Raw genomic sequence first — 26,070 nt, 5'->3', positions numbered from 1 at the left:
CGGATTTTAGTTTATTAATATAGGTTTTCCTATCAATGGCTTACAGCTTGTATATAATGGCACGGTTAATTTATCTACCCTTCTAATACACTAGATAACATTCATCCTACGTTGGATGCTGTGTTTACTCTAAAGCCTGCCTCCAACCAAAACCCTCTAGACGCCTTTATTATCTGGCGACCTAAAGCTGATACTCATAGCAGCTTTTAATAAGATAAGGAGCTCACTATGCAAACAATATTTTCTGTTAAAAAGTTGCTATTGGCAGTTTTAATCTCTACCAGTGTGATTAGCGCAGCACACGCTAAAGATGCTTTAAAAATGCAGTTACAAGCCAATAAAATCATTAAAAAAGCAGATGGACAGTCAGTTTCTGTCGCAGCTTCCAATGCTAAAGCAGGCGAAATCGTACAATACCGTGCCACTTATACCAACGTCATTAGTCAACCGATTAGTGATGTAGCCGTCACCTTGCCCATCCCTGCTAACATGACTTTTACCGGCGAGGCAAAACCTAGCAGCGCTCAAGCAACAGTGGATGGTAAAAACTACTCAGATATGCCGCTGGTTCGTAAAGTCAATGGAAAAATCGTTAAAGTGCCTTTATCAGAATACAAAGCCTTGCGCTGGAATATCAAATGGCTTCCTGCTAATAAAGCTGCAGATGTCTCTCTCAATACTATTGTTAACTAAACATTATTAGACTTAATTGTTTTACTTTTAGGAGCATTCTTGCATGACGCCAAAATTATTCAAATATTCGATCCTTACAGTAGGTATTGTATCTACAATGGGGCTTGCGACTTCAGCTAATGCCGCCAGATTGGTTGCTGATTCTGCTCCAACCATTGATAATATTGCAACTGCAACTTATAGCATCGGCGGTGTGGCGCAAACACCGGTAGAGTCAAATAAAGTCACGGTTAATATCACCCAAAGCGCAGCATTTAGCTTGACAGCCACCAATGCTGACGGTGATATTACTGATGATTATAATAAGAATGCAGCAGTCACGCCAAAGGGACGTACCGCGTTTAATCACACTTTGACTAACGCAGGTAACGTTGAAGATACCTATACCTTATCATTAGCGCAAAAAGGCACTATTCCGGGTATTACTACTGTGGGTGCAGGCACATATGATCTAGACAGCACCAATGTTACTTATACTATTTTTGATAAAGACAATAATCAGCTTAGCACCCGAACCGTTACAGGAACTGTGTTTCAAGAAACGGCCATCACATTAAAACCCAATCAATACGCTAAAATTACGATCTCAGCCAAAACCATTGGCAACATCGGTGGCGACTTGCAGAATTTGACGCTATCCGCTAAAAGTAGCTTCTTTGCTGCTCGCAACCCTTCTAATCCTAATGAAGCCATTTTACAAAATATTAATAACAGTACCACTAAGGTACCAGTATTTAAGATTAGCAGTACCGTTAGCAACACGCTAAATCTAAATGACCCAAGCTCTAAAGCCACTTATACGGTCACGATACTGAATGATGGCAGCGCCGATTATGCCACTGCTGCTCAAGGCATCGTGGTATTTAACGGGCTACCTGCAGGGTTACGCTTAGCGGATTCACCAAAAATGAGTGTCAGTAATGGCGCTAGTATCACTTCAGGCAATGGTGGTAAAGGTGGCGGTAGTGCAAAAGACAGCATTGAGGTCACCTTACTTAATCTAGCCGTAGGTGAGACGGCGACCATATTGTTTGATGTTCAGCGCGATGCCAATGAAGTTTTAGCCGATCCTAAAAACATCGTTAACCATGCTACCGTTAAGCTCAACTTAGGCGAAGCTGGAACGATTTATGATACGACCGATTCGACAGATCCGCTTGAAAATACCGCCCAATATTATCCAGCAACTGATGACACCGAAGTGGAAGATGGTTCAGCAAACAATGCTACTGGTGGTGACTCAACTGCCCCATTGACCGCCAATGAACGCGCACTTACCATTGATACTGCCTCTGCAAAAGAGATTCCAACCAATACCTCTGGTACTACACAAGTGGTGCATTCTGCCATTATTCGTAATACTGGTAAAGAGACTGAAGGTGATGTGGTAGGTGAAATCAAATTTACTATCTCGCCTGTCGCCAACAGTAAGGTCACAGTCGTTACCGGTTCTGTGGAAATTATCTATGATCCTGATGGTGATCCAAAAACGCCAAACTTTATCTACACTATTATACGTGATGGTAATGGTGATAATGATTTGAGCACAGCTAAGCCTAAAGGTCATACCCGTCCATGGTCAGGGATGGCACCAGACTCAACAGCAACAATCAACTATACAGTTGAGTCAAATAATGCGGTAATCAATACCACTGAAGAGGCAACAATCACGCTTTTACCAGGTGGTAATGATGTGCCAACCAATGGTAATCGCAAGGTGACAAACACGTCTGAGGTAAGAGGCTTGCAGCTTTCAAAAACTCAGGCACTAAATGAAGGATGTAGCGCAACTGCTACGCTAAACTTCACCGATGCGGCACTAGCAGCCAAACCTAGCGACTGTATTGTCTATAAAATCACCGCTTTTAACAACTTTAGTGCCGCTGATGCTAGATTCACCTTTACTAATACCACCATCAGTGATGATATTGTTCAGTTTAAAAACAAAGCTCAAGTATTGACCGATTCAACTACCCCAGTATTTGCGATTAAACTTGATGATGTGACAAGTTTGACAGCACAACCTACTAGCAATAAATATAACGCAAATATTGATACAACAAGAGTTGGCGGTACTATTGCAACTTTGGCACCGCAAAAATACGCCGCTTTAATGTTCTCAGTCAAGATTAATGCTGATGGTGCAGCGGTAACGCCTTAACATAACGCTTTTTCTAAGCACAATTTTTAAGATTGTTGTTTAAATTGTTGCTCTTTATTGTTTAGGCAGCAAAGAGCAATACAGAGCTGACAATGAGTGAAACATGATGTTTATAAATTAAAGCGTCTTAAACGACAGCTTTTTAAGCAATAGTGTTTATAGAACATCGTCAGCTCTTTTTTGTATGGTTAGATTTGATTGGATAAGCATGCCTATGACAATTCACCGTTTTACTCAGTCTATTTGTTTGTCAAAGACAGTCATCAAGCTTTCTGTCTTGACGACTGCTATGCTGCTTATGCAATCCAACTTTGCCATGGCAGCATCATCGCCTCTAGTCATAAGTATTGATAATATTGCCAGCGCCAAATACCATTTTCAAAACGATCGTATGCCGCTAACCACCACCTCAAATAGGGTACAAGTACAAGCGTCGCCCTTACAAAAACACGATATTCTATTAACCAAAGCATCACAGCAAACCATCACAGCGGGCGATACGGTGCGCTGGAAAAACACGCTTACCAATAACAGTTATAGTGAAGAGACCATCTTATTAAGCTACGACTACCCAAATACCTTATCTAACTTTAAAGTCTATCAAGACATCAATAACAATGGCATCTTTGATGCAGGCGATATTGATTTTACCCAAACTAAGACAATCAAACTGAGACCAAATACAAGTGTTGAGTTGACGGTAGAGGCGCTATCAAATACACAGGGGCGTGATGGCGACAACGCTGCCATTACATTCGGCGCTACTGTCGCTGAAGACATGTCGGTTGTGGCAGCAGTGACCAATAGCTTGATTGTGGTGGCGCCCAGCATCCGTTTTTTAAGCGACTCTTGGGGTGAGATTAAAACGAGGTCACAGGTAGGTGATGCGTTATATGTCCAAGCCAGTTATGCCCAATGTAACATGCAGTCTGACAAACCCGATCAGGTATGGGTGACGATTACTTCTCCGACAACCAAAGACAGCTACTCACTAAAAGCCATAGAAACCGGTAACAATACAGGTAAATATCGGCTGTCTGCGCCAACGCAGAATAATGCCAACCCAATGAACGATAACATCATTCAGACTTTAACAGGTGATATGCTGACCGTCACCTTAGATGCGTGCATTAAGCCGGATGGTAGCAAGCAAAATATCGTAGAAAATATCAGCAGCATGCTGACCGTTATTAATGAGCGCCCAAGCTTACAAGTTATCAAAGAGGGTGATGTCAAAGCTGCGGAATTTGGTGATTATGTCAGTTATAGTATTACCGTTAAAAATGATGGCGCGGCGACCGCCTATGATGTACAGCTACAAGATGCCTTACCGCGCGGCTTTGCTTATATAACAGGTAGTCTGCGCCAAGATCATGGCGATATCCATACAGGCAAACCGCAAGCACTCGAATTCAAAAGCAGTGGTCAGTATCAGGTACTGGGCTTAGGCAATATGGCAGCAGGTGCTAGTAAAAAAGTCAGCTACCGCGTCCTCGTTGGCTCATCAGCATTGGGCGGTGATGGTATCAATCGCGCAACGGCGCACGCCCGTGACGAGCGTCAACACCCGATAGTTTCAAGAGAAGCCCAATGGGCGGTTGAAATAAGTCGTGGGATTATGAATACCAATGGCATCATTATTGGTAAGGTTTATCATGATATGAATCGCGACGGTATTCAGCAAAAAGAGGATGGCGAGCTTGGTGTTGCCGGTGTGCGTATTTATATGGAGAACGGTAATTTTATCGTTACGGACTCTGAAGGTAAATACAATTTTTATGGCGTCAGTGCGCAAACGCATGTGTTAAAAGTCGACCGCACCACCCTACCAGCTGCTACTGAATTGGTGACGCAAAGCAACCGTCATGCAGGTGATGCAGGCAGCCGCTTTGTTGATTTAAAGTATGGCGAATTGCACCGCGCTGACTTTGCAATTGTCGGTGGTATGGCAGACAGTACGCAACGATTAAATGAGATACTTATCGCTCGAGCCAAAAGCGTCACGGCCAAAAACAATACTTTAGAGCAAGCGGTTAAAAGCGAGCTGACCTTAGAGCCTGATTATAATCGCGATATCACAGACAATGTTGATGCCAGCGGCTGCAAATCTAATGACCATCTAGACCAAAGCATGGTTTGCGACTCAGCAATCGTAGCAGATATGGCACACGCCAATATGAATCGCCCCAATATGATAGCTACCATCATCTCCCCGCCTCAGGAAAAAGAGCTGGAAGAGTATTTAAAGGACGTCGCTGACAATAATGTCCGTTTTATCAATCTTAGTGGCGGACAGCAAATAGCCACTTATAAACAGTTGGTTCAAGTACAAGCACCACTAGGTGGTCAGTTTACGCTATACATTAACAATAGAGCCGTATCTGAAGAAAAAATAGGTAAAACTGCAGAGCAAGAAGTACAACAGGTTACCGCTTTTGACTATTATGCGGTTGAGTTTAAACGTGGGCGCAACCTTTTACGCGGCGTTGCTACTGATATTAACGGTAAAGTCATCTCCGAACAAAGCATCGAGGTAATCGCACCTGATAGCCTACAAGCCATTGATTATCGTACCCAGCCAAATCTTGTGGAAGCCGATGGAATCAGCGATTATCAAATAGTGATTAGCTTAAGAGATAGTGACAATCGCCCTTATATTTCCTCAACGCCCATTACCATAGATACCAATATTGGACGTATTAACTTGCCTGATACGGACAATAACTTGGTAGGTACCCAAGTTACGGTCACCGGTGGCGAGCTATTAATCCCTGTCACTGCCCCAAGCGTACCCGGTAAGGGTGAGTTAATTATTGATACGGGCAACAGTAAACAAATTATTCCGCTACAATTTACCGCCAAATTACGCCCTGTGCTTGCCGTTGGTCTTATTGAAGGTGCCATCTCGTTAAAGAATTTCGATGGCAGCAACATTACCGATGCGCAAGGCGCTTTTGAAAAAGAACTACAAGAATTTTCCGGTAATGACGATTACTCTGCAACCGGTCGCGCCGCTATGTTCTTAAAGGGTAAGGTTCGAGGTGACTACCTCTTAACCCTAGCTTATGACAGCGATAAAAAAGGTGAGCGTCTGTTTCGTGATATCGAACCTGGCGAATACTACCCCGTCTATGGTGACTCATCGGCAAAAGGCTTTGATGCTCAGTCTACCAGCAAGCTCTATGTCCGCCTTGACAAAGGTCGCTCATTTGCGATGTATGGCGATTTAAAAACCCAAATTGATAATGACGATGGTATTAAACTTGGACAATATAATCGCACGTTGACGGGTGCTAAAGCTCAGTATGAGGATGCCAATACTCGCATTACCGCATTTGCTGCCGAAACCAGCTCATCACAGCGGATAAATGAGACACGTGGTCTTGGTATTTCAGGACCTTATCCGCTGGTACAAAATTTTAATGCCGTGCTTGAAAATTCTGAAACCATCGAGGTCATCACGCGCGATGCTAATAATTCAGGTTTGGTTATTCGCCGCACTCCCTTAACGCGCTTTGCCGATTATGAAATTGATCCCATCAGTCGCAGTTTATATCTAAAATCTCCAATTGCCAGTCAAGATATTGATGGCAACCCCATTTATCTGCGCGTTACCGTTGAAGTTGATGAAGGCGGTGACAGCTACTGGGTGGGCGGCGTAGCGATCAAACAACAGTTAAATAAAAAGCTCGCCGTAGGGGGCAGCTATATTTATAGTGATGACCCCCTTAACAAAGAAGCGCTTGCCAGCATTAACAGTGTATTCACTCTCAATGACAAACTAAAATTAGTGGCAGAATACGCAAAAAATAACTCAGAAAACCCCAATTATCAATCTAGCAATCAAATTAATGCCAGCACATTAACTGCTAATGATACCAAAGGTAATGCGCTACGCATCGAGCTGAACTATGATAATAAGAAAAATACTCGTGCCAAAGCCTATTATAATGATGCGGATAAAGGTTTTGTTACCGGCGCGTCTCCCCTAACTGCTGGGCGGACCGAGTCGGGTATTACGATGACCCATACCTTGACTAATAAAAAAACAGCGCTAAAGCTTGAGGGTATTCGTTCTGAGGACCACACGACTAACGCTACTATCGAAGGGGTACAAGCCAGCGTGGAACATCGACTGAGCAAGAATGTCGTTGGTGAAGTCGGCATGCGCTATTATAAACAAGAAGCGGCTGTGCGTGCCATTCAAGGGGCAACCGATGTCGTGAATGTCACTGATAACACGACATTGGATGACAGCATCATTAACCAATCAGCGCTTAATCGCGTGAGTAGCTCAGTCAAAGACATCGAAGGCACCACAGCGCGCGCCCGTCTGACCGCCCGCATACCCAAGTTTAATAATGCTTTAGTATTTGCCGAATATGAGCAAGATATTGCGCACAGCGCGCGTAATGCAGCCTCCATCGGCGGTGAAACCCCGCTTGGCAAACTGGGTCGTCTATACGCCCGTCATGACCTCATCAACAGCTTATCAGGCAGCTATGGGCTTGATGACACCGAGGAGCGACAGCGCACGGTCATCGGTTTTGATGCCACGTATATGAAAGATGGTAAAGTTTATAGCGAATACCGTATGCGCGATGCCATTAGTGCACGCGAAGCTGAAGCCGCCATTGGTCTTAAAAACAAATGGTATGTACAACAAGGCTTGACCGTCAATACCTTGTTAGAACGTATCGAATCGCTTGAAGGTGAAAAAGACAGTACGGCAACGGCTGCAGGCGTTGGTATTGAGTATCTGACCAAAGACAACTACAAAGCATCTGGACGCTTTGAGCAGCGTTGGGGGGAAACCAGTGACACCCTATTAGCCAGTGCAGGTCTGGCTTATCGCTATAATAATGAGCTGACTTTTTTGGCAAAAGACATCTATTCACGCATCGACTATGACGAGGGACATCGTACGATTAACCGCATGCAACTCGGCGCGGCTTATCGAGACTACGACAGTAATCAGCTTGATATGCTCACTAAGCTTGAATACCGTCTGGATGACAATGCAACGGGTGATGACCCGTATCAAAAAGACGCGCTCGTCTGGTCATGGAGTGGCAATTACCATCCTACGCGCCCCCTTACTTTATCTGGTCACTACGCAGGAAAATATACTCAATATAGCGCCGACCATATTCTCTCTGACAATACTGCCCATGCCCTTTATGCAAGGGGCTTGTATGATATGAGCGAGCGTTGGGATATGGGTCTACAAGCCGGCAGTTACTGGAATAAGCAGGCGAATGATATTGCCTATTTGTTAGGTGCTGAGGTCGGCTATCGTCCGATGACCAACTTATGGGTCTCACTTGGCTACAACCTGATGGGTTTTGAAGATGAAGACATCGCTTATGAAGATACCACCCAGCAAGGTGCTTATTTTAGAGTCCGCTTTAAGTTCGATGAAGACTTATTCAAACAAGATAAGCCACGCCATAACAAGCGCTTGTTACCAAAAAAGACCCTATAGCCTTTACAAAACCCTATAGAATAAAGTCGTTAGGAGAACCCATTATTTTCTAACGACTTTTTATTTATCCTCATCTTTACAACATTTCCATAATACGTTTTGTACATCAATAAAATATCTGCACGATAAGGCAAGCTCTATGTTTAACCCTACTTTCTTAGCCAGCAAAGACACCATTGGCAGTTTGCTAACTCGGCTACCGTTATCAACATTAGCGGTCAGCTTACTACTGATAGCAGTATCACCAGCTCAAGCTGCTAATAGTCCTGCTACCGCTTGCGCCAGTAACCTTACATATTCTATTGACCAAAAAATCTCCCTATTCGCTAAAGGCGAACAACAGCAGCTGATTGACTGTATGCTCACTCAATTACAACCGTATCAGCAAAAAGAGCGTCTCGCGCGTCAGCAGTATTTGGCTTATAAAGCGCAAGCTTGGCTAAACTACGCCAACCATGAACATAGCATTAACAGTGAAACGGCGGCTGGGCGCCATGCCTTTCAGGAAGGTAGCAGCATACTGGCAGCGCTAAAAAATGGGACAGATGAGCAAATCAACCTTGCACCTAGTATTCCATCTACCTCAGCATTAATGCGTCCTGATTTATGGGCCGTGCTAAACGCATTAAAGGATAGCGGTGGTATTGCGCAGGCACCCCGAGAGTTAGCCTTTAGTGAAGTGGCACTGATTTGGGCAGCAGCAGAACAATGCGCGCATGGTTGGCGACAATCTGGTACTCACTTTCGCATGAGTGAGCGCTGGCTTGAGCAAGCACGTGAAGCCTATGTTAATGCTCATGACTCAAAGACAAACGTCGCTCTTGAAGAACGAATAAACAGTTATTTTAAACAATACTCGCCGTTGGATACTGGCGAAGATAAGTGTCAAGGTCAAGTACTACCAGCTAGCATGCCAAGCTCATCTGAATCCATTTCACATGAAGCAACTTTATTAAAAAAAGAGCGAAACTTAAAGTCAAATACCAAGTTAAATACGCAGCCAATAACCACAGTAATGCGCACCGACGCACTACAAATCGAAATTACTCGCACCTTATCTGCTGTCCAAGTGACACCTAATATAATACCAGTCATAGTAATGCCAGCGCCTATACCGATGCCCATACCAACAGCAACTTATCGTATCACTCAGTAATATTCATCAACAGCGTTACTGACCACCGTTAAAACTTATTAAGCTCTAAACTTATTATTCCTAAAATCTACACACAAAAAAGCCGAATTAATATTATCCGGCTTTTTCAAGTTTATAAAAAGATTAACGATGCTTACGAGGCAATTTTTCTGGTAAATAGCAGCGTAAATAGGCAATAGACGCCGTCGTCGCTTCTTGAATATAATGATCCGTGATGCCTTCATGAAGACGATAAGACAAGGTAAAGATAGCGTTTACGATACTATAAGTAATCAATAACACGTCTTCAATATCTTCAAAATTTGGCATCTCGTAACGTTCGTCCAAACGTTGATAAACCAATTTTACAATTTGATGATCCATGTCTTCACCAAAGCCATCCCCTTCAAAATCTGGCGTATTGGTGTCATAAATCAATTTGGCTTTGGTTTGGTCACTATGAAAGATTTGCACACAGCGCTCTACTAGTGCCGTTAGATAACCCTGCCATCTGTCATATTTCTCTGTCTCAACCGTTGCCAAGATTTCTAATATTTCAATCGCATTTAAAAAACGTAATGCTAAAAATATGGCTTCTACATTCGGGAAGAAATGATACGCTGAAGCGCGCGGAATATCTGCCTCTTCACACACTGCAGCTAATGTAATATCATTAATTGCCTGTGTTTCACTCAGCTTTTTAGCGCCCATTAATAACTTCTGGCGACGCGCGCGCCCTTGCTGACTGGTAAACTTAAACTTATTTGGTACCAGCTTGCGTGCCAGCTCCGAATCTACCAATACATCTTCAATTTTTTCGTCTTTATTGTCACTCATGATGAACCTCTTGATGTTGTGCCCTATATTTGTTACTCAATGCGTACCACTACCTTTTTATTGATTAATCATTGCACTCAATTGGCAGATTTACGGCAGCTTAACAGTCAATACGACTACTATCCGTTTCAATAAAAACGCATCATAAATACTTGTACCTTATTAAGCAAGGGCGGATATGGGTTAAAATAATAATGTGTGAATCAATCGATAAAACAATATCTGTCTTAATCAAATACCCTGATCAAACGTGCAGCTTAATCTTGGCTCGTATAATACCATGATCAGTGACTCTATCGTCATAGTCCCACTTTAAATGATCATTAAAATAATCTACACGCTCAACTTGACCGAGCGCAAATTTACTCTCAGGCAAAAATTCTTCAGAGACAAATAACTGATCGATAACCTCAGGCATACCTTGATAAATATGAGTATAAGCCACGTCCTTCATCCAACCGTAGCGTGCTTGCACTCGCGCAGCATCATATAAGGCAACATCTCGCATGCTTTTATCATAATGCACTTCGCTGGTCTCAGTCATCAATTGGGTCGTGACGCTGTCAGTGACATCATTCATATCACCCAATAAAATAAGCGGCTCACGCGTATGGTACAAACGCTCAATGATAGACAAACGTATCGATGCCGCTTCAGCTGCACGCATACATAGACTACGTAGCTTAGCGCGAATACGAATATTGGGATCGTCCATATCTTCTAATAATTGACCTGACGCATCTCTTAAGAAATAGGCACGTTTACTTTTAAGATGCGCAGTGATAATGGTTATCGGCTGCCCATGAGCATTAACGCGTAGCACCAGTGGCGGACGAACAAAGCGACGATAAGGTCCGATATCTGGAATATCGATCACTGCTTTGTCCGCAACATCTTCAAGTAAGCTGCTCTCTAACTGCTCAAAACGGCTGATAATCCCAACCGCTGGCGTATTTTGTGCACCGCGCCCTTGAGTATAAGGGCTTGCGATGTCATTGCTGGCAAGCGGTATCACGATATGTTCTGGTTTAAACCCCAAACCTTCAGCAACGGCTTCTAATGCTTGACTGTCCCACACTTCTTGTACCGCAATAATATCGGCATGGGCTTTAGCGAGTAAATCTGTCATCCCGCGTACTTTTTTCTCGTAGCTTTTGTTATCATAAGCGGGCGTATTTTCATAATAGATACGATTGGGGTTGGCAAGGTTAAGTAAGTTTGCGGTAGCAATATAAAAGCTATTCGATGCCTGACGTTTCGAATTATTTGTAGAATGGTTTTGATTAAAATTGGACATAAATGACCTATCGTTATTTATTATTCTAATAAGATAAAACTTTAGTGAATTATTAACCAAACAATCTATTGGTTATATAATTATTCTAAAGGTATCTGTTATTAATGGTAGATTTTTTAATAGTTAATATGTAACAACCTTTATTCTTTTAATTATCTATTAAATAAATTTTTCCTTACTAAGTTTCTAATTAACGCTTATTGTCTTTAGTGTTATCAAAATTGCTATTAAAATTGCTATTAAAATAAAAAAAGCCTCTAACGTCTTACGTCAGAGGCTTTTAACATCATTAGCACTTTATTTATTCAGATTTTGCAGTAAACGAACTATTTAATACGATTCCATGCATCGCGAGAAGCTAGGCGCGCATCATTCCATGCTAGTTGCGATTCCCCTTTTACCTCATTCCATGACTGCTCTAGTTCAGACTCATGGTCTTCAAAGCGGGCATCAACCGGATAACGGGCGCGGTTTGCATAACCAACGGCATAGGCTGGGTGCAAGTCACGGTCATAGTCTACACCATCTTTATAATAATCAGCATTGGCATATTCTGCACGCCAGTAGGCTTCTTCAAGGGTTGGATCAATGGCTTCAGCTGCTGCATGTCCTGCGCCGCCGCCAACGATTGCACCGATTGCACCGCCAATAAGCGTTCCTAATGGACCAGCTACTGAACCAATTGCGGCGCCAGCTACTGCACCACCCACACCGCCTACGCCTGTACCAACAGGATGCGAGCCTGGCTCACCGGTAATGATATCTGCGTTCAAATCTTTTTTTGACTCTTTAGATAAGTTCTTTACTGCATTACGATCGATTTCGTCATAGTTACTCATATTATTATTCCTATCAATGGATTGTATTATAATTTTATTATTAATGAATAAAAACTTGGCTGCTATTAATTGACAATAGCCTACTTATTCGAACCATCTGTAGTATAGAAAATCGAGGAAGTCGCTAATAGCTTGATTATGTAATCTGTGTCCATATTGTTATTAGCTTAGGTTACAACGTGTAGCTGACTTAAATTATTATTTATTGGATATTGTTGAAAAATATACACTTATCAAGCCTAATAATACTTCTATAACAAGGCTCTCTTTATCGCCTGTTGCCACTTATAAAGATGCTGCTCGCGTTGGTCAGCCGACATAGTTGGCTCAAAGATACGTTCCACTTGCCAAGAGTCTGCCATTATTGTGTCATCGTACAAACCGCTTTTCAGTCCTGCCAATAATGCGCTGCCTTTTGCGGTGATTTCTGTATCCTTTGGACGCAATACTGGAACACCTAACAAGTCGGCTTGAAACTGCATAAGAATATTATTATGAGCAGCACCGCCATCTACGCGCAATTCAGTTAGCGAATACGGGCTATCCTTTTGCATGGCGGTTAGGACGTCATAGGTTTGATAGGCAATGGCTTCAAGCGCTGCACGAGCGATATGCGCTTTTGTGCTACCACGACTAAGACCACTGATACTGGCATTAATATCCGAGCGCCAATACGGTGCGCCAAGTCCAGTAAACGCGGGGAGCAATACCACCTCTTCGCTACTGTCTACTTGCTGGGCTAAGGTTTCAATATCGCAGCTGTTGGTAATTATGCCTAGATTATCACGCAACCACTGCACGATGGCACCTGCCATAAAAACACTGCCTTCGAGCGCATAAGTCACCTCACGACCCGTTTTGGAGTTAGAGTCTTGTAATATGCGCGTGCCCGATTGTACCAATTGCCCAAGTAGGTGTTTTTCTTTCCAACTCGGTGCAGTATGATTAGATGACGTGTTCCGTTGCCAAGCAATGGTAGTCAACAATTGATGCTCGCTAAGCTTTGGGGTGGTACCGATATTCATCAGCATAAAACAACCCGTTCCATAGGTGTTCTTTGCCATTCCCGCTTCAAGACAACCTTGTCCAAACAGCGCTGCTTGCTGGTCGCCCAACACGGCTTGAATAGGGATTTGCTTCGCAAACAGCCCTTTTTTAGTTTTACCAAAGTCGCCATCTGACGGTAACACTTTGGGTAATATCGCCTGTGGAATATCAAAGATGGCACACAACTCATCTGACCATTGTAATTTGTGAATATCATATAACAAGGTTCGCGACGCATTGGTAATATCAATCACATGTTCGCCGCCGGTCAGCTGATAAATAAGCCAACTGTCAATCGTTCCAACCGCTATCTGCCCACCTTGACTACTATTTGCTCGTGCCTTAAGTGCAGGGTAATTCTCAAGTAACCATGCGATTTTACTGGCACTAAAGTACGGGTCAAGGCGCAAACCGGTCATCTTTTGCACATTATCTGCTAGGCTAAATTGATGATTGGTATTACCATTACTTTCAGTATCATAAGCACGGGCTAAATTCTCGCAATAGCTTGCAGTACGTCTGTCTTGCCAAATAATCGCTGGTGCGAGTGCCTTTCCGGTTTGCTTGTCCCAGATGACGATGGATTCGCGTTGATTGGTAATGGCGATACTTGACACGTCAGTTGCTAGCAATCCCGCTTGATTAATCACATCATGAGCGCAGCTGATTTGAGTTTGCCAAATTTGACGGGCGTCTTGTTCAACGTACCCCGCTTTTGGGGTTTGCAGAGTGGTGGGCTTTTGCACCATTTTTATTGGACGCGCTTGATCATCGTACAAGATTGCGCGACTTGAGGTAGTGCCTTGGTCTAAGGCTAAAATATATCCTGCCATTACGGTTCCCTTTTTCCTGCCCGCTTGTGTTTTAAGCGTTAAAATCTTAGATGTTAAATTTGAAATGTGCGTCTTGGCGCTTATTTTTATAAATCATTAACCTTTTAAATACTCGTTTTTATAAGCTATTACTCTATTTAATTTACTTATTCGTTTGAATGCACCAAAACAATAACGGCTAACAGGGACAAATCTTGTATAATTTTAGCCTAAAAATGATAGTACCCTTATATATTACAGGTGTTTTTGCATAGCTAATGCCTTATATTTAAATCGCTAATGGCTTATAAAAGATAATACAAGTTTTTAATGAGCATTGACCCGTCATGATTGTGGCTCTACAGTATGCATCTTGTTGTCCTCTCAACCTTTCTTATCAATGGCGTACTGAACTTATGAAATTTACGTTGTCGTCTTTATCTACTGCCATGATTGCTACCTTAGTAATGGGATTGACTACACCTACGGTTGCAGAGGTCAAAAATAAAGTTGCGGCTGAAGATAGCAATACTAATATAGATAACGTGAAAACCAGCCAAATTGCCAGCATGAATAAGTCGGCAGTGACAGAAATAAGCCGCCCTGATAGCAAGAATACGCACACGCTTAGTACTATAACTGACCCTATTACCCATAAAAATATTGATAACAGCTATCCGTTAGAAGTATCCAGTTTTTTAAGCCTCGAACAAGCGCAAAATATATTATTACAAGTCTCACCGAAACTGGCGGCTAATCAAGCTGCCATTGCTGCAAGCGATTATCAAACAGATGCGCTAAAAACGATAGACAATCCGTTTGTATTTGCCCAAGTATCTGCTAGTGCCTATACGCTGCAGGAAGACATTGATTTATCTAACTTGAAAAATGGCGTTATTAATGGGGTCAATAATGTCGGTGCGAACGTTGGCGATATTATTCCTTCTCTCCCTAACTTACCGAATTTTGGGGAGTTGGTGGGTGAGCGTTTGCCAAACAGCTATGATTTTAAACGTTCAGGCACACGGACAGGTGCGGGCGTTGGCGTGGTTTGGCCAGTCTATACCGCAGGGCGTACCACAGCATTAACAGGATTGTCGGATGCACGTACCCAAGAGGCAGTCGCGGATAGTGTCTTGGATAAAAACGAGCTATATAACACCTTAACTGAGCGTTATTTTAAAGCGCAATTGGCGATTATTGCTGCCTACTTACGTGAAGATGCCTATGATACCTTGCAGCAGACCGATCATATGGCAAAGCGCTTGTTTGAAGAAGGGTTTATCTCTCGGGTTGAGCGCCTAGAAGCTCAATCAGCCTTAGCAGATGCCAGTAGCGAGGCGGTCAATGCCAATAATGACGCTAGGCTCGCGATGATTGCGCTGCAACGTCTATTGCGTACCGACTATCCTATCAAACCGACCACACCGCTATTTGTCTCTAGTCGCCAGCTACCTGATGTCAGCTACTTTCAAGATCTGGCATTGCATCACCATCCAGGATTGCAAAAATTCGCAGCCAAACGAGCCCAAGCGCAGCATCTACATGCACTATCAGACACCGGTCATAAACCTACTGTTATGCTATATGGCTATGGCGAATTAGAAGCAAAGCCCAGCTGGGTTGCTGGCGTATCGGCAAGTTGGAAACTATGGGGTGGACTTGATAAAACTGCATTGCTTGCCTCAAGCAGTGCCAAAATACGTCAAGCGGATTTATCAGAGATTGAGCTTAGTGATAACTTATTACTACTGGTTGAAAAAAATTGGCACGATGTGAATAACGCCCAATCCCGTTATCAAGCGCTGCAAAGCAACGTTGACTTAGCAGCCGAAGTGTTACGTTTGCGCCGCTTGGGTCTCCAAGAAGGCGTTAATACCACCGTTGATGTGGTACAAGCGCAAACTCAGTATTTAAAAGCGCGCACCGAACAAGCACAAGCGGCAAACAATTATGTGCAAGGACTGTCAGCATTAATGCAAAGCTGTGGCACACCCCTCGCCTTTAACGCTTATTTAAATGCAGCCGATATCAGATTGCCGACTTTATATAGCGAATAGTTTTTAAGACCGTAAAGGAATAAATTTTAAATTTTTATCACTGCTATTATTTTATAGTTAAGTTATTAAAAATAAAACATTGCCTTGCTACTCCCTGATTTTATTGCTTTAGGAATCTCATAACCATGCACGACCCTAAGAATGATGTAGACAACGCTCAAAACTCTCACGATGCTACCGAGCAACATGGCGGGAAAAGCGCTGAGCACCTATCTACAGATATTAGGGAAACAGAAACAAATAAAACCCATATTAAAGACAATGAAGTTGAGCACGATGACGCGCTTGAAAACACGTCAAACATACCTGCCTACCAGCGTCGCCAATCAAAAACCAAATCTTCCGCTGTTATTAAAAAAGTTATTGTGGCACTGCTTATTATCGTCATTCTTGGTGCTATCGGTTATGGGTTATTAAAAAGCACGCAACATAACGAGCCCGAAGTGATTACCTTGCAAGGGCAAATGCAGATGCAACAAACCTCTATCGCAGCAAAAGTACCGGGGCGTATCGCTCAGATTTTAGTTACCGAAGGCGACATGGTCACTATTGGTCAGCAGCTGATTAAGATGGATTCTCCTGAGATTAATGCCAAGATTAATCAGGCGCGTGCAGGTAAGCAAATGGCACAAAGTCAGCTCGATAAAGCTGAAAATGGCGCACGTCCTCAAGAGATTGCTCAAGCAAAAGCGGCATGGCTTGCCAATAAAGCGGCTTCTGACTTAGCAGCCAACACTTATGAGCGCGTCAATCGCCTTTATGAAGAAGGCTTAATGGCGCGGCAAAAACGCGATGAAGCTTTTGCCCAATCGTTAGCCACTCAAGGTCAAACCGAAGCCGCACGATTGCAATATGATTTGGCGATGGAAGGCGCGCGTAGCGAAGACAAGTCGGCTGCCACGGCGCAAGTGGCGCAAGTCGATGCCAAGCTTGATGAAGCCTTGGTTGCCAAAGAAGAAGCAAACTTAAAAAGCCCTATTGCCGGTATTGTTGATAATGTGATTGTGAGTCCTGGTGAGGTCATCGGTGAAGGCGTGCCACTACTAACCCTAGTCGATACCAATAAGCAATGGGTGGTGCTTAACGTTACTGAGACGTACCTAAATCAATTTGCCATTGGTCAGCAATTTACCGGCACTATTCCTGCGCTGTCATCGCCCGACCAACCGTTTATCAGATCATTTACGGTTTATGCAACCTCAACGCTATCAGATTTTGCGACATGGCGACAGACCAACAGTGAGGATGGTTTTGATGTGCGTACCTTTGAAATCAAAGCACGCCCTACCACGCCTGACCCTCGAATTCGCGCAGGTATGAGCGTCATCGTGCGTATCACACCGCAAGTGTCCAATACGGCTCAATCTAATAAAGTTAAAGGGTAAGCAATGCGCCTTATTCAGGCTTTTAGTCGCAGTAGCGCTTATGAGTGGCGGTTTTTAGCCAAAAATCCGTGGGATTTGACCATGATAGTATGGTTACCACTTGCAACTGTCTTACTGGTGTGGTGGATTTTTTCCCAAACTCAAATCACTGATTTGCCGATTGGCGTAATTGACCAAGACAACAGCCCTATCTCTAATACAGTCGCGCGCTACTTAGAAGCCAGCCCTGATATCACCATTCAGCAATTTTATCACTTGCCAGCCACTGCAAAAGCGGCAATATTACAACGCGATATTTATGCGCTGGTTATTATTCCTGAAGACTTTGAGCGCAATATTTTATCCAGTAAACCTGCGCCATTGATATTGCAAGTTAATGCCCAATACGGCACCCATTCAGGTATTATCCAAAAAAGCGTGCAATCCGTAGCCGGCACCTTATCTGCAGGCGTTGAGATAAAACGCTTAATTAAACAAGGCATGGCGCCGTCGCAAGCGGCAATCGCCTATTCACCCATTAGTATTCAGCGTATCAGCTTGTTTAATGCGGCAACCAACTACCAGCAATTTTTAGCATCAACCGTCATTCCAGCGTTATTGCATATATTAGCGATGGTAATTGGTGCAACCACTATCGGGCGCGAGCTGCGCGATAAGCGGCTAGGACGCTGGTATCATTTTATAGCGCTTGGTTATCCTGATTTAATGTTAGAAAATAGCAATAGTTTAAACAGTAATGCGCTACAAACCGCGGATAAAACTTTATATCAATCAGTATCAACGCCAAAAAAATTACAGCTAACTGTCATAGCAGCTGGTCTGTTAGGTAAATATGTTTGGGCAATGCTTGCCTATAGTATTTGGGCAGCGTTGGCGTTATGGCTTGCTACTCGACAGCAAGCGGTTGCTGTTGACTCGTTAATAATCACATATTGCGGTTTATTATTATTGATGGCACTTTCCTTTTGGCTGGGAGCAATCTTTACCCTTGGCTCGTTTTCTTTACGCACGGGCTTGTCCGCAACTGGTTTTATCTCAGCACCCTCTTACGCCTTTGCCGGGGTCACTTTTCCTTATATTGCGATTAGTGACAGTGCCCAGCATTGGTCAGATGCGCTGCCGCTCACCCATTATTTAAAGCTGCATATCGCACAATTACAAATGCAAGCACCCGTTGCTATTTCCATGCCTATTATTTATGGCTTGGCATTGGCAACTATTGTGGCAATGAGCTTAACCACTTTATTCACCAAACGCGCTTTGGCGCATCCTGAACGTTGGGGCGCTCGCTAATGTCGAAATCAAATCTTATCCCACAACATACACTCTCAGCGCAGACTTTTTTGGGTAGTTTTATACAAACGCTTAAAGACATCTTTGTAGATAAAGGTGTGCTATTAATGCTCATTATTGCACCTATTATTTATGGCTTTTTTTATCCGTGGCCGTATTCAGCAGAAGTGGTCAATCATGTGCCCGTTGGTATTATTGACCATGATAATAGTGCGCTATCACGTACGATTGTCCATTATTCAAGCGCCAGTCCACAAATTGATGTCGAAACCTTTCATAATGAGCAAGCAGCAAAAACAGCGATTTGGTCGGGTGCCATTGCTGGCTATATGATTATTCCAAGTGGGCTTGAGCAACAAGTATTATCAGGAAAAGCCGCCAGTGTCAGCGTGCTTGGCAATGGTGGTTACTTTATTTTAAATAGAAACGTGCAACTGGGATTTTTGCAGGCGGTCAGTACCGTGTCAGCAGGCATTGAGGTAAAGAAAAACGTGGCACAAGGGGCATATTCGCCTACGGCTGCAAAAAATACCCAAGCCGTGCCGTTACAAATTATTCCGTTATACAACCAAACTCAAGGTTATGGCGCTTATGTTGTGCCGGCGGTTGCAATTCTTATTTTGCAGCAGACATTATTAATGGCGACGGCAATGCTCATTGGCACGTGGTATGAAGAGCGCCGCCATGCGACCAGTATCCGCGGCTGGCTTGGGCGCATTACAGGGTTAAGCTTGCTCAGCTTTTTGATTGGCTGTTTTTATTATGGCTGGATGTTTGAGCTGCATGATTATCCACGCGGGCAGAATATGCTTGGCAGCTTGCTGTTTTTAGCGCTATTTTGCCCAACAGTAGCAACTCTTGGCTGCGTACTTGGCTTATGGTTTCGCCAGCGCGAACGCAGCTTGCAGATATTAATTTTTAGCTCGCTACCGATATTCTTCTTAAGTGGCTATCCTTGGCCTGCCAACCAGTTGCCAGAAGTTTTGCAAGTCATACGCTGGCTGGTGCCGACCACGCCCGGGCTAAATACCTCGGTACAATTAAATCAAATGGGTGCCAGTATTACGCAAGTGGCTACGGGTTTTTACGTGCTTGCCGGATTATGGGTATTTTACTTTATTCTACTGTTATTATTTCGCTGGCGTATGCAGGATGCTCGCCCCATTAAAGATGTTACAGTTGAAAATAGAAAGGCTTGATAAGCATTAAAATAAAAAACTCATTTTAACTTCCTAAAAAATGCATAAAAAAAGCGCCTGTACTATGACAGACGCTTTTTTATTAGCTCATTTTAATGCTTACATCCTTCTTTAATCCTTGCAACCTTTAAAATATACGGTTCAAACCATTTAATGCCGCAACGCGATAGGCTTCTGCCATGGTTGGATAGTTAAAGGTGGTATTAACAAAGTATTCCAGCGTGGCGTTACATTTCATCACCGCTTGCCCAATGTGAATAATCTCAGAAGCATGATTGCCGTAGCAATGAATCCCTAAAATCTCTAACGTCTCACGGTGGAATAAGATTTTTAGAACCCCTGAGCGCTCACCTATAATCTGGGCACGCGCCAAGTGTTTAAAGAATGCCTGACCCACTTCATAAGGTACTTTGGCATCTGTTAATTCTTGCTCGGTTTTGCCAATGCATGAAATTTCAGGAATGGTATAAATGCCGGTTGGGACGCTTGATACTGGTTCTGCATCAAGATCACCGACCATGAATGCTGCCGCACAGCGCCCTTGGTCATAAGCGGCAGATGCCAATGACGGCCATCCGATAACGTCGCCCGCCGCATAAATGTTTTCAACTTCAGTACAATAAGTATCATCAACTTTGAGCTGACCGCGACTATTGGCTTCTAGACCTAAACATTCTAAGTTTAAGCCTTCAGTATTACCTGAGCGTCCATTTGACCATAAAATCGCATCGGATTTGATTTTCTTACCGCTTTTTAGATGCAAAATCACACAGTCATCATGCGTTTCTAGATGGTCAATTTCCTCATTACTACGGATAACCACACCGAACTGACGGAAGTCATGAGCAATCGCATCACTGATTTCACTATCAAGGTAGCTTAGCAGCTGATTTTGATTATTAATCAAGTCGACTTTATAACCAAGACCGGTAAAGATAGAAGCATATTCACAGCCAATCACACCTGCGCCATAGATAATGATTTTTTTGACCACATAATCCATTTGTAAGATTTTGTCAGAGTCAAATACACGTGGATGATTGAAATCTAACATATCAGGACGATACGGACGGCTACCTACCGTAATAATCGCTTTATTAAAAGTGATGGTTTCAAACGTATTGTCATCAATCTCAATACGTATGGTGTTTTTATCAACGAAATTTGCCCAACCGTGAATCACTTCAATTTGGTTGCGCTCATAAAAACGAGTGTGCGTCTGCACCTGTTGCAAAATCACTTTGCGAGCTTTGGCAAGCACGATATTAAGTGGCACTTGATGATAATCCATTGCCTTAGTAAACATCTGGTCACGGCGAAAGTTAATCAAGTTAAAGACGGATTGACGCAGCGCCTTACTAGGAATCGTACCAACGTGAGTACAGTTACCACCGACTTGTTCACGCGGATCAATGACCACAACTTTCTTGCCAGCTTTCGCCAGCTTCATCGCAGCGGCTTCACCAGCAGGACCTGCGCCTAATACGACTGCATCATATTCAAACTCATGCTTATCGCCTTTAAGACGTTGTGAGTCCTTGGTAAAGCCAGATTTTACATCGATACGGGTATCGTCTAGTGGATTGACCAAATCTGGATGATGCATGATATCGTCATTAATCTGCTCATGCGTTTGTTCAATACGCTCATTTTTACTAGCAGGCTCAGTCACTTCAGGCAGTGCAACAGGTGCGCTGCCACTGCTTTTATTAGAAACTTCAGTAGTCACATCACGACCGGTATCATTAGTGGTATCGCCTTTACTTTTTCTTCCCATTGTATCCTCTTTACTTTATGATTTTTCAGCGGGTTAATAAATAATCGTTACATACTATAGTGTTCGCTATAGTGAATTTTTATGGCTTTTAGCTGAGCCTAATATTAAATTGTTTTTATACCGTATAACGTTAATGCTATAGGGTACGGAAACTTTAGCCAATGCGGCGCTTTAGCCCAGTCATCTGCAAGATACGCGTGGCAATCTCTTCAACGGACATCTCAGATACATCGAGACTTGGAATACCTTGTGAGGTATAGATGCCTTGTATCGCGCGCTGCTCTTGCTGACATTGCTGATAGCTTGAATAACGACTGCCAGCGCGGCGTTCTTGACGGATTTTAACCAAGCGATCGGTATCAATGATGAGCCCAAAGAGCTTATCTTTATGCTCGCGCAACGCTTTTGGCAACTGATTGTCGTATAAATCATCTTCAGTCAGCGGATAGTTCGCCGCCCGAATACCAAATTGTAGCGCTAAATATAACGATGTCGGTGTCTTACCCGAACGCGATACGCCAATCAAAATAATATCGGCGGCATGATAATGACGAGTGCGCGCCCCATCATCATTATCAAGTGCAAAATGCACCGCATCGATACGCTCTTTATAAGTCTCAGAGTCTACATGATCATGCGCATGCCCAGAATCACCATCCGGTTCCACACCTATTTCTTCTGCAATACGCCCAATCAACCCTTCATACATATCTAAATTACAACTGCGAGCCGCATTTATCTTTTCACGAATCTCAGGATTGACAATCGTATCAAATACCAAAGGCAATAGACCATCACGCTGATAAGCAAGATTAATTTGCTCAACCGCATCGTCGGCGCGCTCCAAGGTATCGACGTAAGGCAACACACGCGTTTCAAATGGCACCGAGGCAAATTGACTTAATATCGAACGACCCAACGTCTCAGCAGTAATCGCTGTCCCATCAGAGATAAAAAACGCACTACGGAGGGTTTGTGAATTGTCCAAGCTTAGCGCATGGTGATTTTGAATCGTGGGTTTGTTTTGCTCAGACGGATTGCTTGAATACATAACTGAAAAACCTCGATAGGTGCCTTTGAATAGGTGACTTATTAAGCATAAGTTAAACATAGGTTAAGCATTGATGACTGACATTATACTCACAATAGGCAGCCAATAGAAATCAATGTTAGCATAACTCTTAAGCCTGCGTTTTAGTCATCATTTTAGACTTATCTATCTCTATTTCTCTATCATTTATTTTTATAATGCCGCGTTACCCTTTATTATCGTTATTTATTAGCCTTTAATACGCCTTAAATAACGTTTTATCGTCCTATAAAAATGTCTAGTCATCTATCATCCACAATAGTGAAAAATATGCATTTCCTTAAAAACTCGATTATTTTTCATAAACAAGCGAAGTATTGTCCATATTTAGAAAATATTTGCCAAAATTACTCGAAATCGTCCAAATATACGGGTATAATCTGGCGTTATAATCTTTACTAAATAACCTTATTTTCTGGAGTTATCATGGCAGCGGAATCTACAGCACTTGTAATTAATCTTGATCAGTTAGGAAAAGACGACATCGAAATGGTCGGTGGCAAGAATGCCTCACTTGGTGAAATGATCAGTCACTTATCTGATTTGGGCGTTAGTGTTCCAGGCGGCTTTGCCACAACTTCAAATGCTTTTTATCGTTTTTTAAACGAAACTGGCTTACTGGACAAAATTAACAGTGAGCTGAAATCGCTTGACGTTGATGACGTTGTAAAACTTGCCGCAACCGGTAAAAAAATCCGTAACTGGATTGTTGAGCAAGAATTACCAAAAGATTTAGAGCAAGCCGTGCGTGATTCATTTGCAGAAATGAGCGATGGACAAGAAATTGCAGTTGCCGTACGTTCTTCTGCCACTGCTGAAGATTTACCAGATGCGTCATTTGCTGGTCAGCAAGAAACTTATTTAAACATTCGCGGTATTGATAACGTTCTTATTGCTATTAAAGAAGTATTTGCCTCTTTATACAATGACCGCGCAATCTCTTATCGTGTGCATAAAGGTTTTGAGCATGAAGGCGTCGCATTGTCTGCTGCCGTACAACGTATGGTACGTTCAGAAACGGGCGCAGCTGGCGTGATGTTCACTCTAGATACCGAAAGTGGCTTTGACCAAGTGGTCTTTATCACGTCAAGCTATGGCTTGGGTGAAATGGTTGTGCAAGGCGCAGTTAACCCTGATGAGTTCTATATCTCAAAGCAATTACTAGCCAATGGTAAACCTGCGATTATTCGCCGTAACCTTGGTAGTAAGCAAAAGAAAATGATTTATGGCGAAGAAGGCAGCACTGCCAAATCGGTTAAAGTCGTTGACGTTGAAAAGCAAGAGCGTATGCAGTTCTCGTTGACTACTGAAGAGCTGACCAATCTTGCCAAGCAAGCTGTGACCATTGAAAAGCATTACGGTCAAGCGATGGACATCGAATGGGCAAAAGATGGCGATAGCAACGAGATTTTTATCGTGCAAGCCCGTCCTGAAACCGTTAAGAGCCGTCAAGACAGCAACGTGATGGAACGCTATGTCATCGATACTAAAGGTGCCAAAATCTTATGCGAAGGTCGTTCAATCGGTCAACGTATTGGCGCGGGTAAAGTACGTATCGTTAGCAACTTAAATGAGATGGACAAGGTTCAAGAAGGCGACGTTCTGGTTTCAGACATGACCGATCCAGATTGGGAACCGGTTATGAAACGTGCGGCAGCGATTATCACCAACCGTGGTGGTCGTACGTGTCATGCCGCCATTATTGCGCGTGAGCTTGGTGTACCGGCTATCGTTGGTTGTGGTAACGCCACTGAATTATTGGTTGATGGTCAAGACGTCACCGTATCTTGTGCCGAAGGCGATACTGGCTTTATTTATGAGAGCCAAATTGACTTTGAAATACAAACCAATTCTATCGAATCTATGCCTGATTTGGCATTCAAAGTGATGATGAACGTCGGTAATCCAGACCGTGCCTTCTCATTTACTCAAATGCCAAATGAAGGTATTGGTCTTGCCCGTCTTGAGTTTATCATCAACCGTATGATTGGCGTGCATCCAAAAGCGTTACTGAACATGAACAGCTTACCACGCGAAGTGGCACAAGCTATTAATGAGCGCATCGCTGGTTATGCCTCACCTGTTGATTTTTATGTGGATAAATTGGTTGAAGGCATCTCAACCTTAGCCGTTGCCTTTATGGATCAGCCAGTTATCGTACGTATGTCTGATTTTAAATCAAACGAATACGCTAACTTGCTTGGTGGTAAGTTATACGAGCCATCAGAAGAAAACCCAATGTTAGGCTTCCGCGGTGCCAGCCGTTATGTGTCGGACAACTTCCGTGATTGCTTTGAGCTTGAATGTAAAGCTCTGAAACACGTACGTGATACCATGGGCTTGACCAACGTCGAGATTATGATTCCATTCGTACGTACCGTTGATGAAGCCAAGCAAGTACTTGAATTACTTGAGAAAAATGGCTTAAAACGTGGCGAAAACGGTCTGCGCGTCATCATGATGTGTGAGCTACCAACCAACTGTTTACTTGCTGATGAGTTCTTAGAACACTTCGATGGTTTCTCAATTGGTTCAAACGATTTGACTCAGTTAACGCTAGGTCTTGACCGTGACTCAGGCATCATCTCGCATCTGTTTGATGAGCGCGATCTTGCAGTGAAGAAACTATTGTCTATGGCGATTGAAGCCTGCCGCAAAGCCAATAAATATATCGGCATCTGTGGTCAAGGTCCATCCGACCATCCAGATTTCGCTTTTTGGTTAATGGAACAAGGCATTAGCTCAGTATCACTGAACCCTGACTCTGTACTTGATACTTGGTTCTTCCTAGCAGGTGAAGAAGCATAATAAACGGTCATCATTGCTAGAAAAACAATAGGCTACAGCTAGCTATTATTAATAAATAAGTATTAGCGTACATTTTAGGGTTTGTCTGCCATTTATCATTTATACTGATGAGTGACCAGACAAACCCTAAGCCGTATATGGCGGATGCTAAA

General features: G+C 43.2%; 15 protein-coding genes. 9 read left to right on the top strand and 6 right to left on the bottom strand.

What is annotated here, in order from left to right:
• Window positions 1–228: 228 nt before the first annotated feature.
• The 4 genes from AAEY78_RS06610 to AAEY78_RS06595 all read left to right on the top strand — a co-directional run bounded on the left by AAEY78_RS06610 (window position 229) and on the right by AAEY78_RS06595 (window position 9,495).
• Window positions 229–693 carry a hypothetical protein gene (locus AAEY78_RS06610; protein WP_352338333.1) on the top strand — a complete coding sequence of 155 codons (465 nt, stop codon included), beginning with the start codon at window positions 229–231 and terminating at the stop codon, window positions 691–693.
• A gap of 43 nt (window positions 694–736) precedes the next feature.
• Entirely contained in the window at window positions 737–2,854 is a 2,118-nt protein-coding gene (locus AAEY78_RS06605) for an autotransporter outer membrane beta-barrel domain-containing protein (protein WP_352338331.1), read from the top strand.
• Window positions 2,855–3,068: 214 nt separating this feature from the next.
• Entirely contained in the window at window positions 3,069–8,339 is a 5,271-nt protein-coding gene (locus AAEY78_RS06600; protein ID WP_352338330.1) for an SdrD B-like domain-containing protein, read from the top strand.
• A 139-nt stretch (window positions 8,340–8,478) separates the two neighbouring features.
• Window positions 8,479–9,495: a hypothetical protein gene (locus tag AAEY78_RS06595; RefSeq protein ID WP_352338328.1), complete on the top strand. Its 1,017-nt coding sequence runs from the start codon at window positions 8,479–8,481 to the stop codon at window positions 9,493–9,495.
• A 123-nt stretch (window positions 9,496–9,618) separates the two neighbouring features.
• On the opposite strand, the gene AAEY78_RS06590 is transcribed toward AAEY78_RS06595, so the two are convergent.
• The 4 genes from AAEY78_RS06590 to glpK form a co-directional block, all read right to left on the bottom strand.
• On the bottom strand, window positions 9,619–10,311 hold the full coding sequence (locus AAEY78_RS06590) for a TetR/AcrR family transcriptional regulator (protein WP_352338327.1): 693 nt from the start codon (window positions 10,309–10,311) through the stop codon (window positions 9,619–9,621).
• 244 nt (window positions 10,312–10,555) lie between these two features.
• Window positions 10,556–11,608, bottom strand: coding sequence for an endonuclease/exonuclease/phosphatase family protein (locus AAEY78_RS06585; RefSeq protein WP_352338325.1), 1,053 nt, complete (start codon window positions 11,606–11,608; stop codon window positions 10,556–10,558).
• A 326-nt stretch (window positions 11,609–11,934) separates the two neighbouring features.
• Entirely contained in the window at window positions 11,935–12,447 is a 513-nt protein-coding gene (locus AAEY78_RS06580) for a hypothetical protein (protein ID WP_352338324.1), read from the bottom strand.
• A 251-nt stretch (window positions 12,448–12,698) separates the two neighbouring features.
• Window positions 12,699–14,327 carry a glycerol kinase GlpK gene (gene glpK / locus AAEY78_RS06575; RefSeq protein WP_352338322.1) on the bottom strand — a complete coding sequence of 543 codons (1,629 nt, stop codon included), beginning with the start codon at window positions 14,325–14,327 and terminating at the stop codon, window positions 12,699–12,701.
• A 395-nt stretch (window positions 14,328–14,722) separates the two neighbouring features.
• Here glpK and AAEY78_RS06570 point away from each other — a divergent pair, with 395 nt between their 5' ends.
• From AAEY78_RS06570 to AAEY78_RS06555, 4 genes are all read left to right on the top strand, one after another.
• Window positions 14,723–16,366, top strand: coding sequence for a TolC family protein (locus AAEY78_RS06570; protein ID WP_352338320.1), 1,644 nt, complete (start codon window positions 14,723–14,725; stop codon window positions 16,364–16,366).
• A 125-nt stretch (window positions 16,367–16,491) separates the two neighbouring features.
• A complete protein-coding gene (locus AAEY78_RS06565; RefSeq protein ID WP_352338319.1) occupies window positions 16,492–17,751 on the top strand; it encodes an HlyD family secretion protein in 1,260 nt (419 codons plus the stop codon).
• Window positions 17,752–17,754: 3 nt separating this feature from the next.
• The gene (locus AAEY78_RS06560) at window positions 17,755–19,044 is read left to right on the top strand and encodes an ABC transporter permease (RefSeq protein ID WP_352338318.1); all 1,290 of its coding nucleotides are present in this window, start codon (window positions 17,755–17,757) and stop codon (window positions 19,042–19,044) included.
• Complete coding sequence (locus AAEY78_RS06555) at window positions 19,044–20,243, top strand: ABC transporter permease (RefSeq protein ID WP_352338317.1); 1,200 nt, start codon at window positions 19,044–19,046, stop codon at window positions 20,241–20,243. The genes AAEY78_RS06560 and AAEY78_RS06555 overlap by 1 nt, the downstream gene beginning before the upstream one ends.
• Before the next feature lie 127 nt (window positions 20,244–20,370).
• On the opposite strand, the gene sthA is transcribed toward AAEY78_RS06555, so the two are convergent.
• Window positions 20,371–22,020, bottom strand: coding sequence for a Si-specific NAD(P)(+) transhydrogenase (gene sthA, locus AAEY78_RS06550; RefSeq protein ID WP_352338315.1), 1,650 nt, complete (start codon window positions 22,018–22,020; stop codon window positions 20,371–20,373).
• 154 nt (window positions 22,021–22,174) lie between these two features.
• Window positions 22,175–23,071, bottom strand: coding sequence for a posphoenolpyruvate synthetase regulatory kinase/phosphorylase PpsR (gene ppsR, locus AAEY78_RS06545; protein WP_352338313.1), 897 nt, complete (start codon window positions 23,069–23,071; stop codon window positions 22,175–22,177).
• 465 nt (window positions 23,072–23,536) lie between these two features.
• On the opposite strand from ppsR, the gene ppsA reads away from it, so the two are divergent.
• Window positions 23,537–25,918, top strand: a complete 2,382-nt coding sequence (ppsA, locus tag AAEY78_RS06540) for a phosphoenolpyruvate synthase (protein ID WP_352338312.1) — start codon at window positions 23,537–23,539, stop codon at window positions 25,916–25,918.
• Window positions 25,919–26,070 lie beyond the last annotated feature (152 nt).

The sequence above is a fragment of the Psychrobacter sp. 16-MNA-CIBAN-0192 genome (assembly GCF_040309565.1).
GTDB lineage: Bacteria > Pseudomonadota > Gammaproteobacteria > Pseudomonadales > Moraxellaceae > Psychrobacter.
Note: the sequence above shows the minus strand (reverse complement) of the source record. Positions and strands in the feature narration are given on the sequence as shown.

What these genes read in the sequence shown, in the direction of transcription:
- AAEY78_RS06585 (WP_352338325.1), bottom strand. Translation starts at nt 11,608, where the DNA reads ATGTCCAATTTTAATCAAAACCATTCTACAAATAATTCGAAACGTCAG.
- AAEY78_RS06555 (WP_352338317.1), top strand. Translation starts at nt 19,044, where the DNA reads ATGTCGAAATCAAATCTTATCCCACAACATACACTCTCAGCGCAGACT.
- AAEY78_RS06605 (WP_352338331.1), top strand. Translation starts at nt 737, where the DNA reads ATGACGCCAAAATTATTCAAATATTCGATCCTTACAGTAGGTATTGTA.
- ppsR (WP_352338313.1), bottom strand. Translation starts at nt 23,071, where the DNA reads ATGTATTCAAGCAATCCGTCTGAGCAAAACAAACCCACGATTCAAAAT.
- AAEY78_RS06560 (WP_352338318.1), top strand. Translation starts at nt 17,755, where the DNA reads ATGCGCCTTATTCAGGCTTTTAGTCGCAGTAGCGCTTATGAGTGGCGG.
- AAEY78_RS06600 (WP_352338330.1), top strand. Translation starts at nt 3,069, where the DNA reads ATGACAATTCACCGTTTTACTCAGTCTATTTGTTTGTCAAAGACAGTC.
- AAEY78_RS06580 (WP_352338324.1), bottom strand. Translation starts at nt 12,447, where the DNA reads ATGAGTAACTATGACGAAATCGATCGTAATGCAGTAAAGAACTTATCT.
- sthA (WP_352338315.1), bottom strand. Translation starts at nt 22,020, where the DNA reads ATGGGAAGAAAAAGTAAAGGCGATACCACTAATGATACCGGTCGTGAT.
- AAEY78_RS06590 (WP_352338327.1), bottom strand. Translation starts at nt 10,311, where the DNA reads ATGAGTGACAATAAAGACGAAAAAATTGAAGATGTATTGGTAGATTCG.
- AAEY78_RS06570 (WP_352338320.1), top strand. Translation starts at nt 14,723, where the DNA reads ATGAAATTTACGTTGTCGTCTTTATCTACTGCCATGATTGCTACCTTA.
- glpK (WP_352338322.1), bottom strand. Translation starts at nt 14,327, where the DNA reads ATGGCAGGATATATTTTAGCCTTAGACCAAGGCACTACCTCAAGTCGC.
- AAEY78_RS06565 (WP_352338319.1), top strand. Translation starts at nt 16,492, where the DNA reads ATGCACGACCCTAAGAATGATGTAGACAACGCTCAAAACTCTCACGAT.
- AAEY78_RS06610 (WP_352338333.1), top strand. Translation starts at nt 229, where the DNA reads ATGCAAACAATATTTTCTGTTAAAAAGTTGCTATTGGCAGTTTTAATC.
- ppsA (WP_352338312.1), top strand. Translation starts at nt 23,537, where the DNA reads ATGGCAGCGGAATCTACAGCACTTGTAATTAATCTTGATCAGTTAGGA.
- AAEY78_RS06595 (WP_352338328.1), top strand. Translation starts at nt 8,479, where the DNA reads ATGTTTAACCCTACTTTCTTAGCCAGCAAAGACACCATTGGCAGTTTG.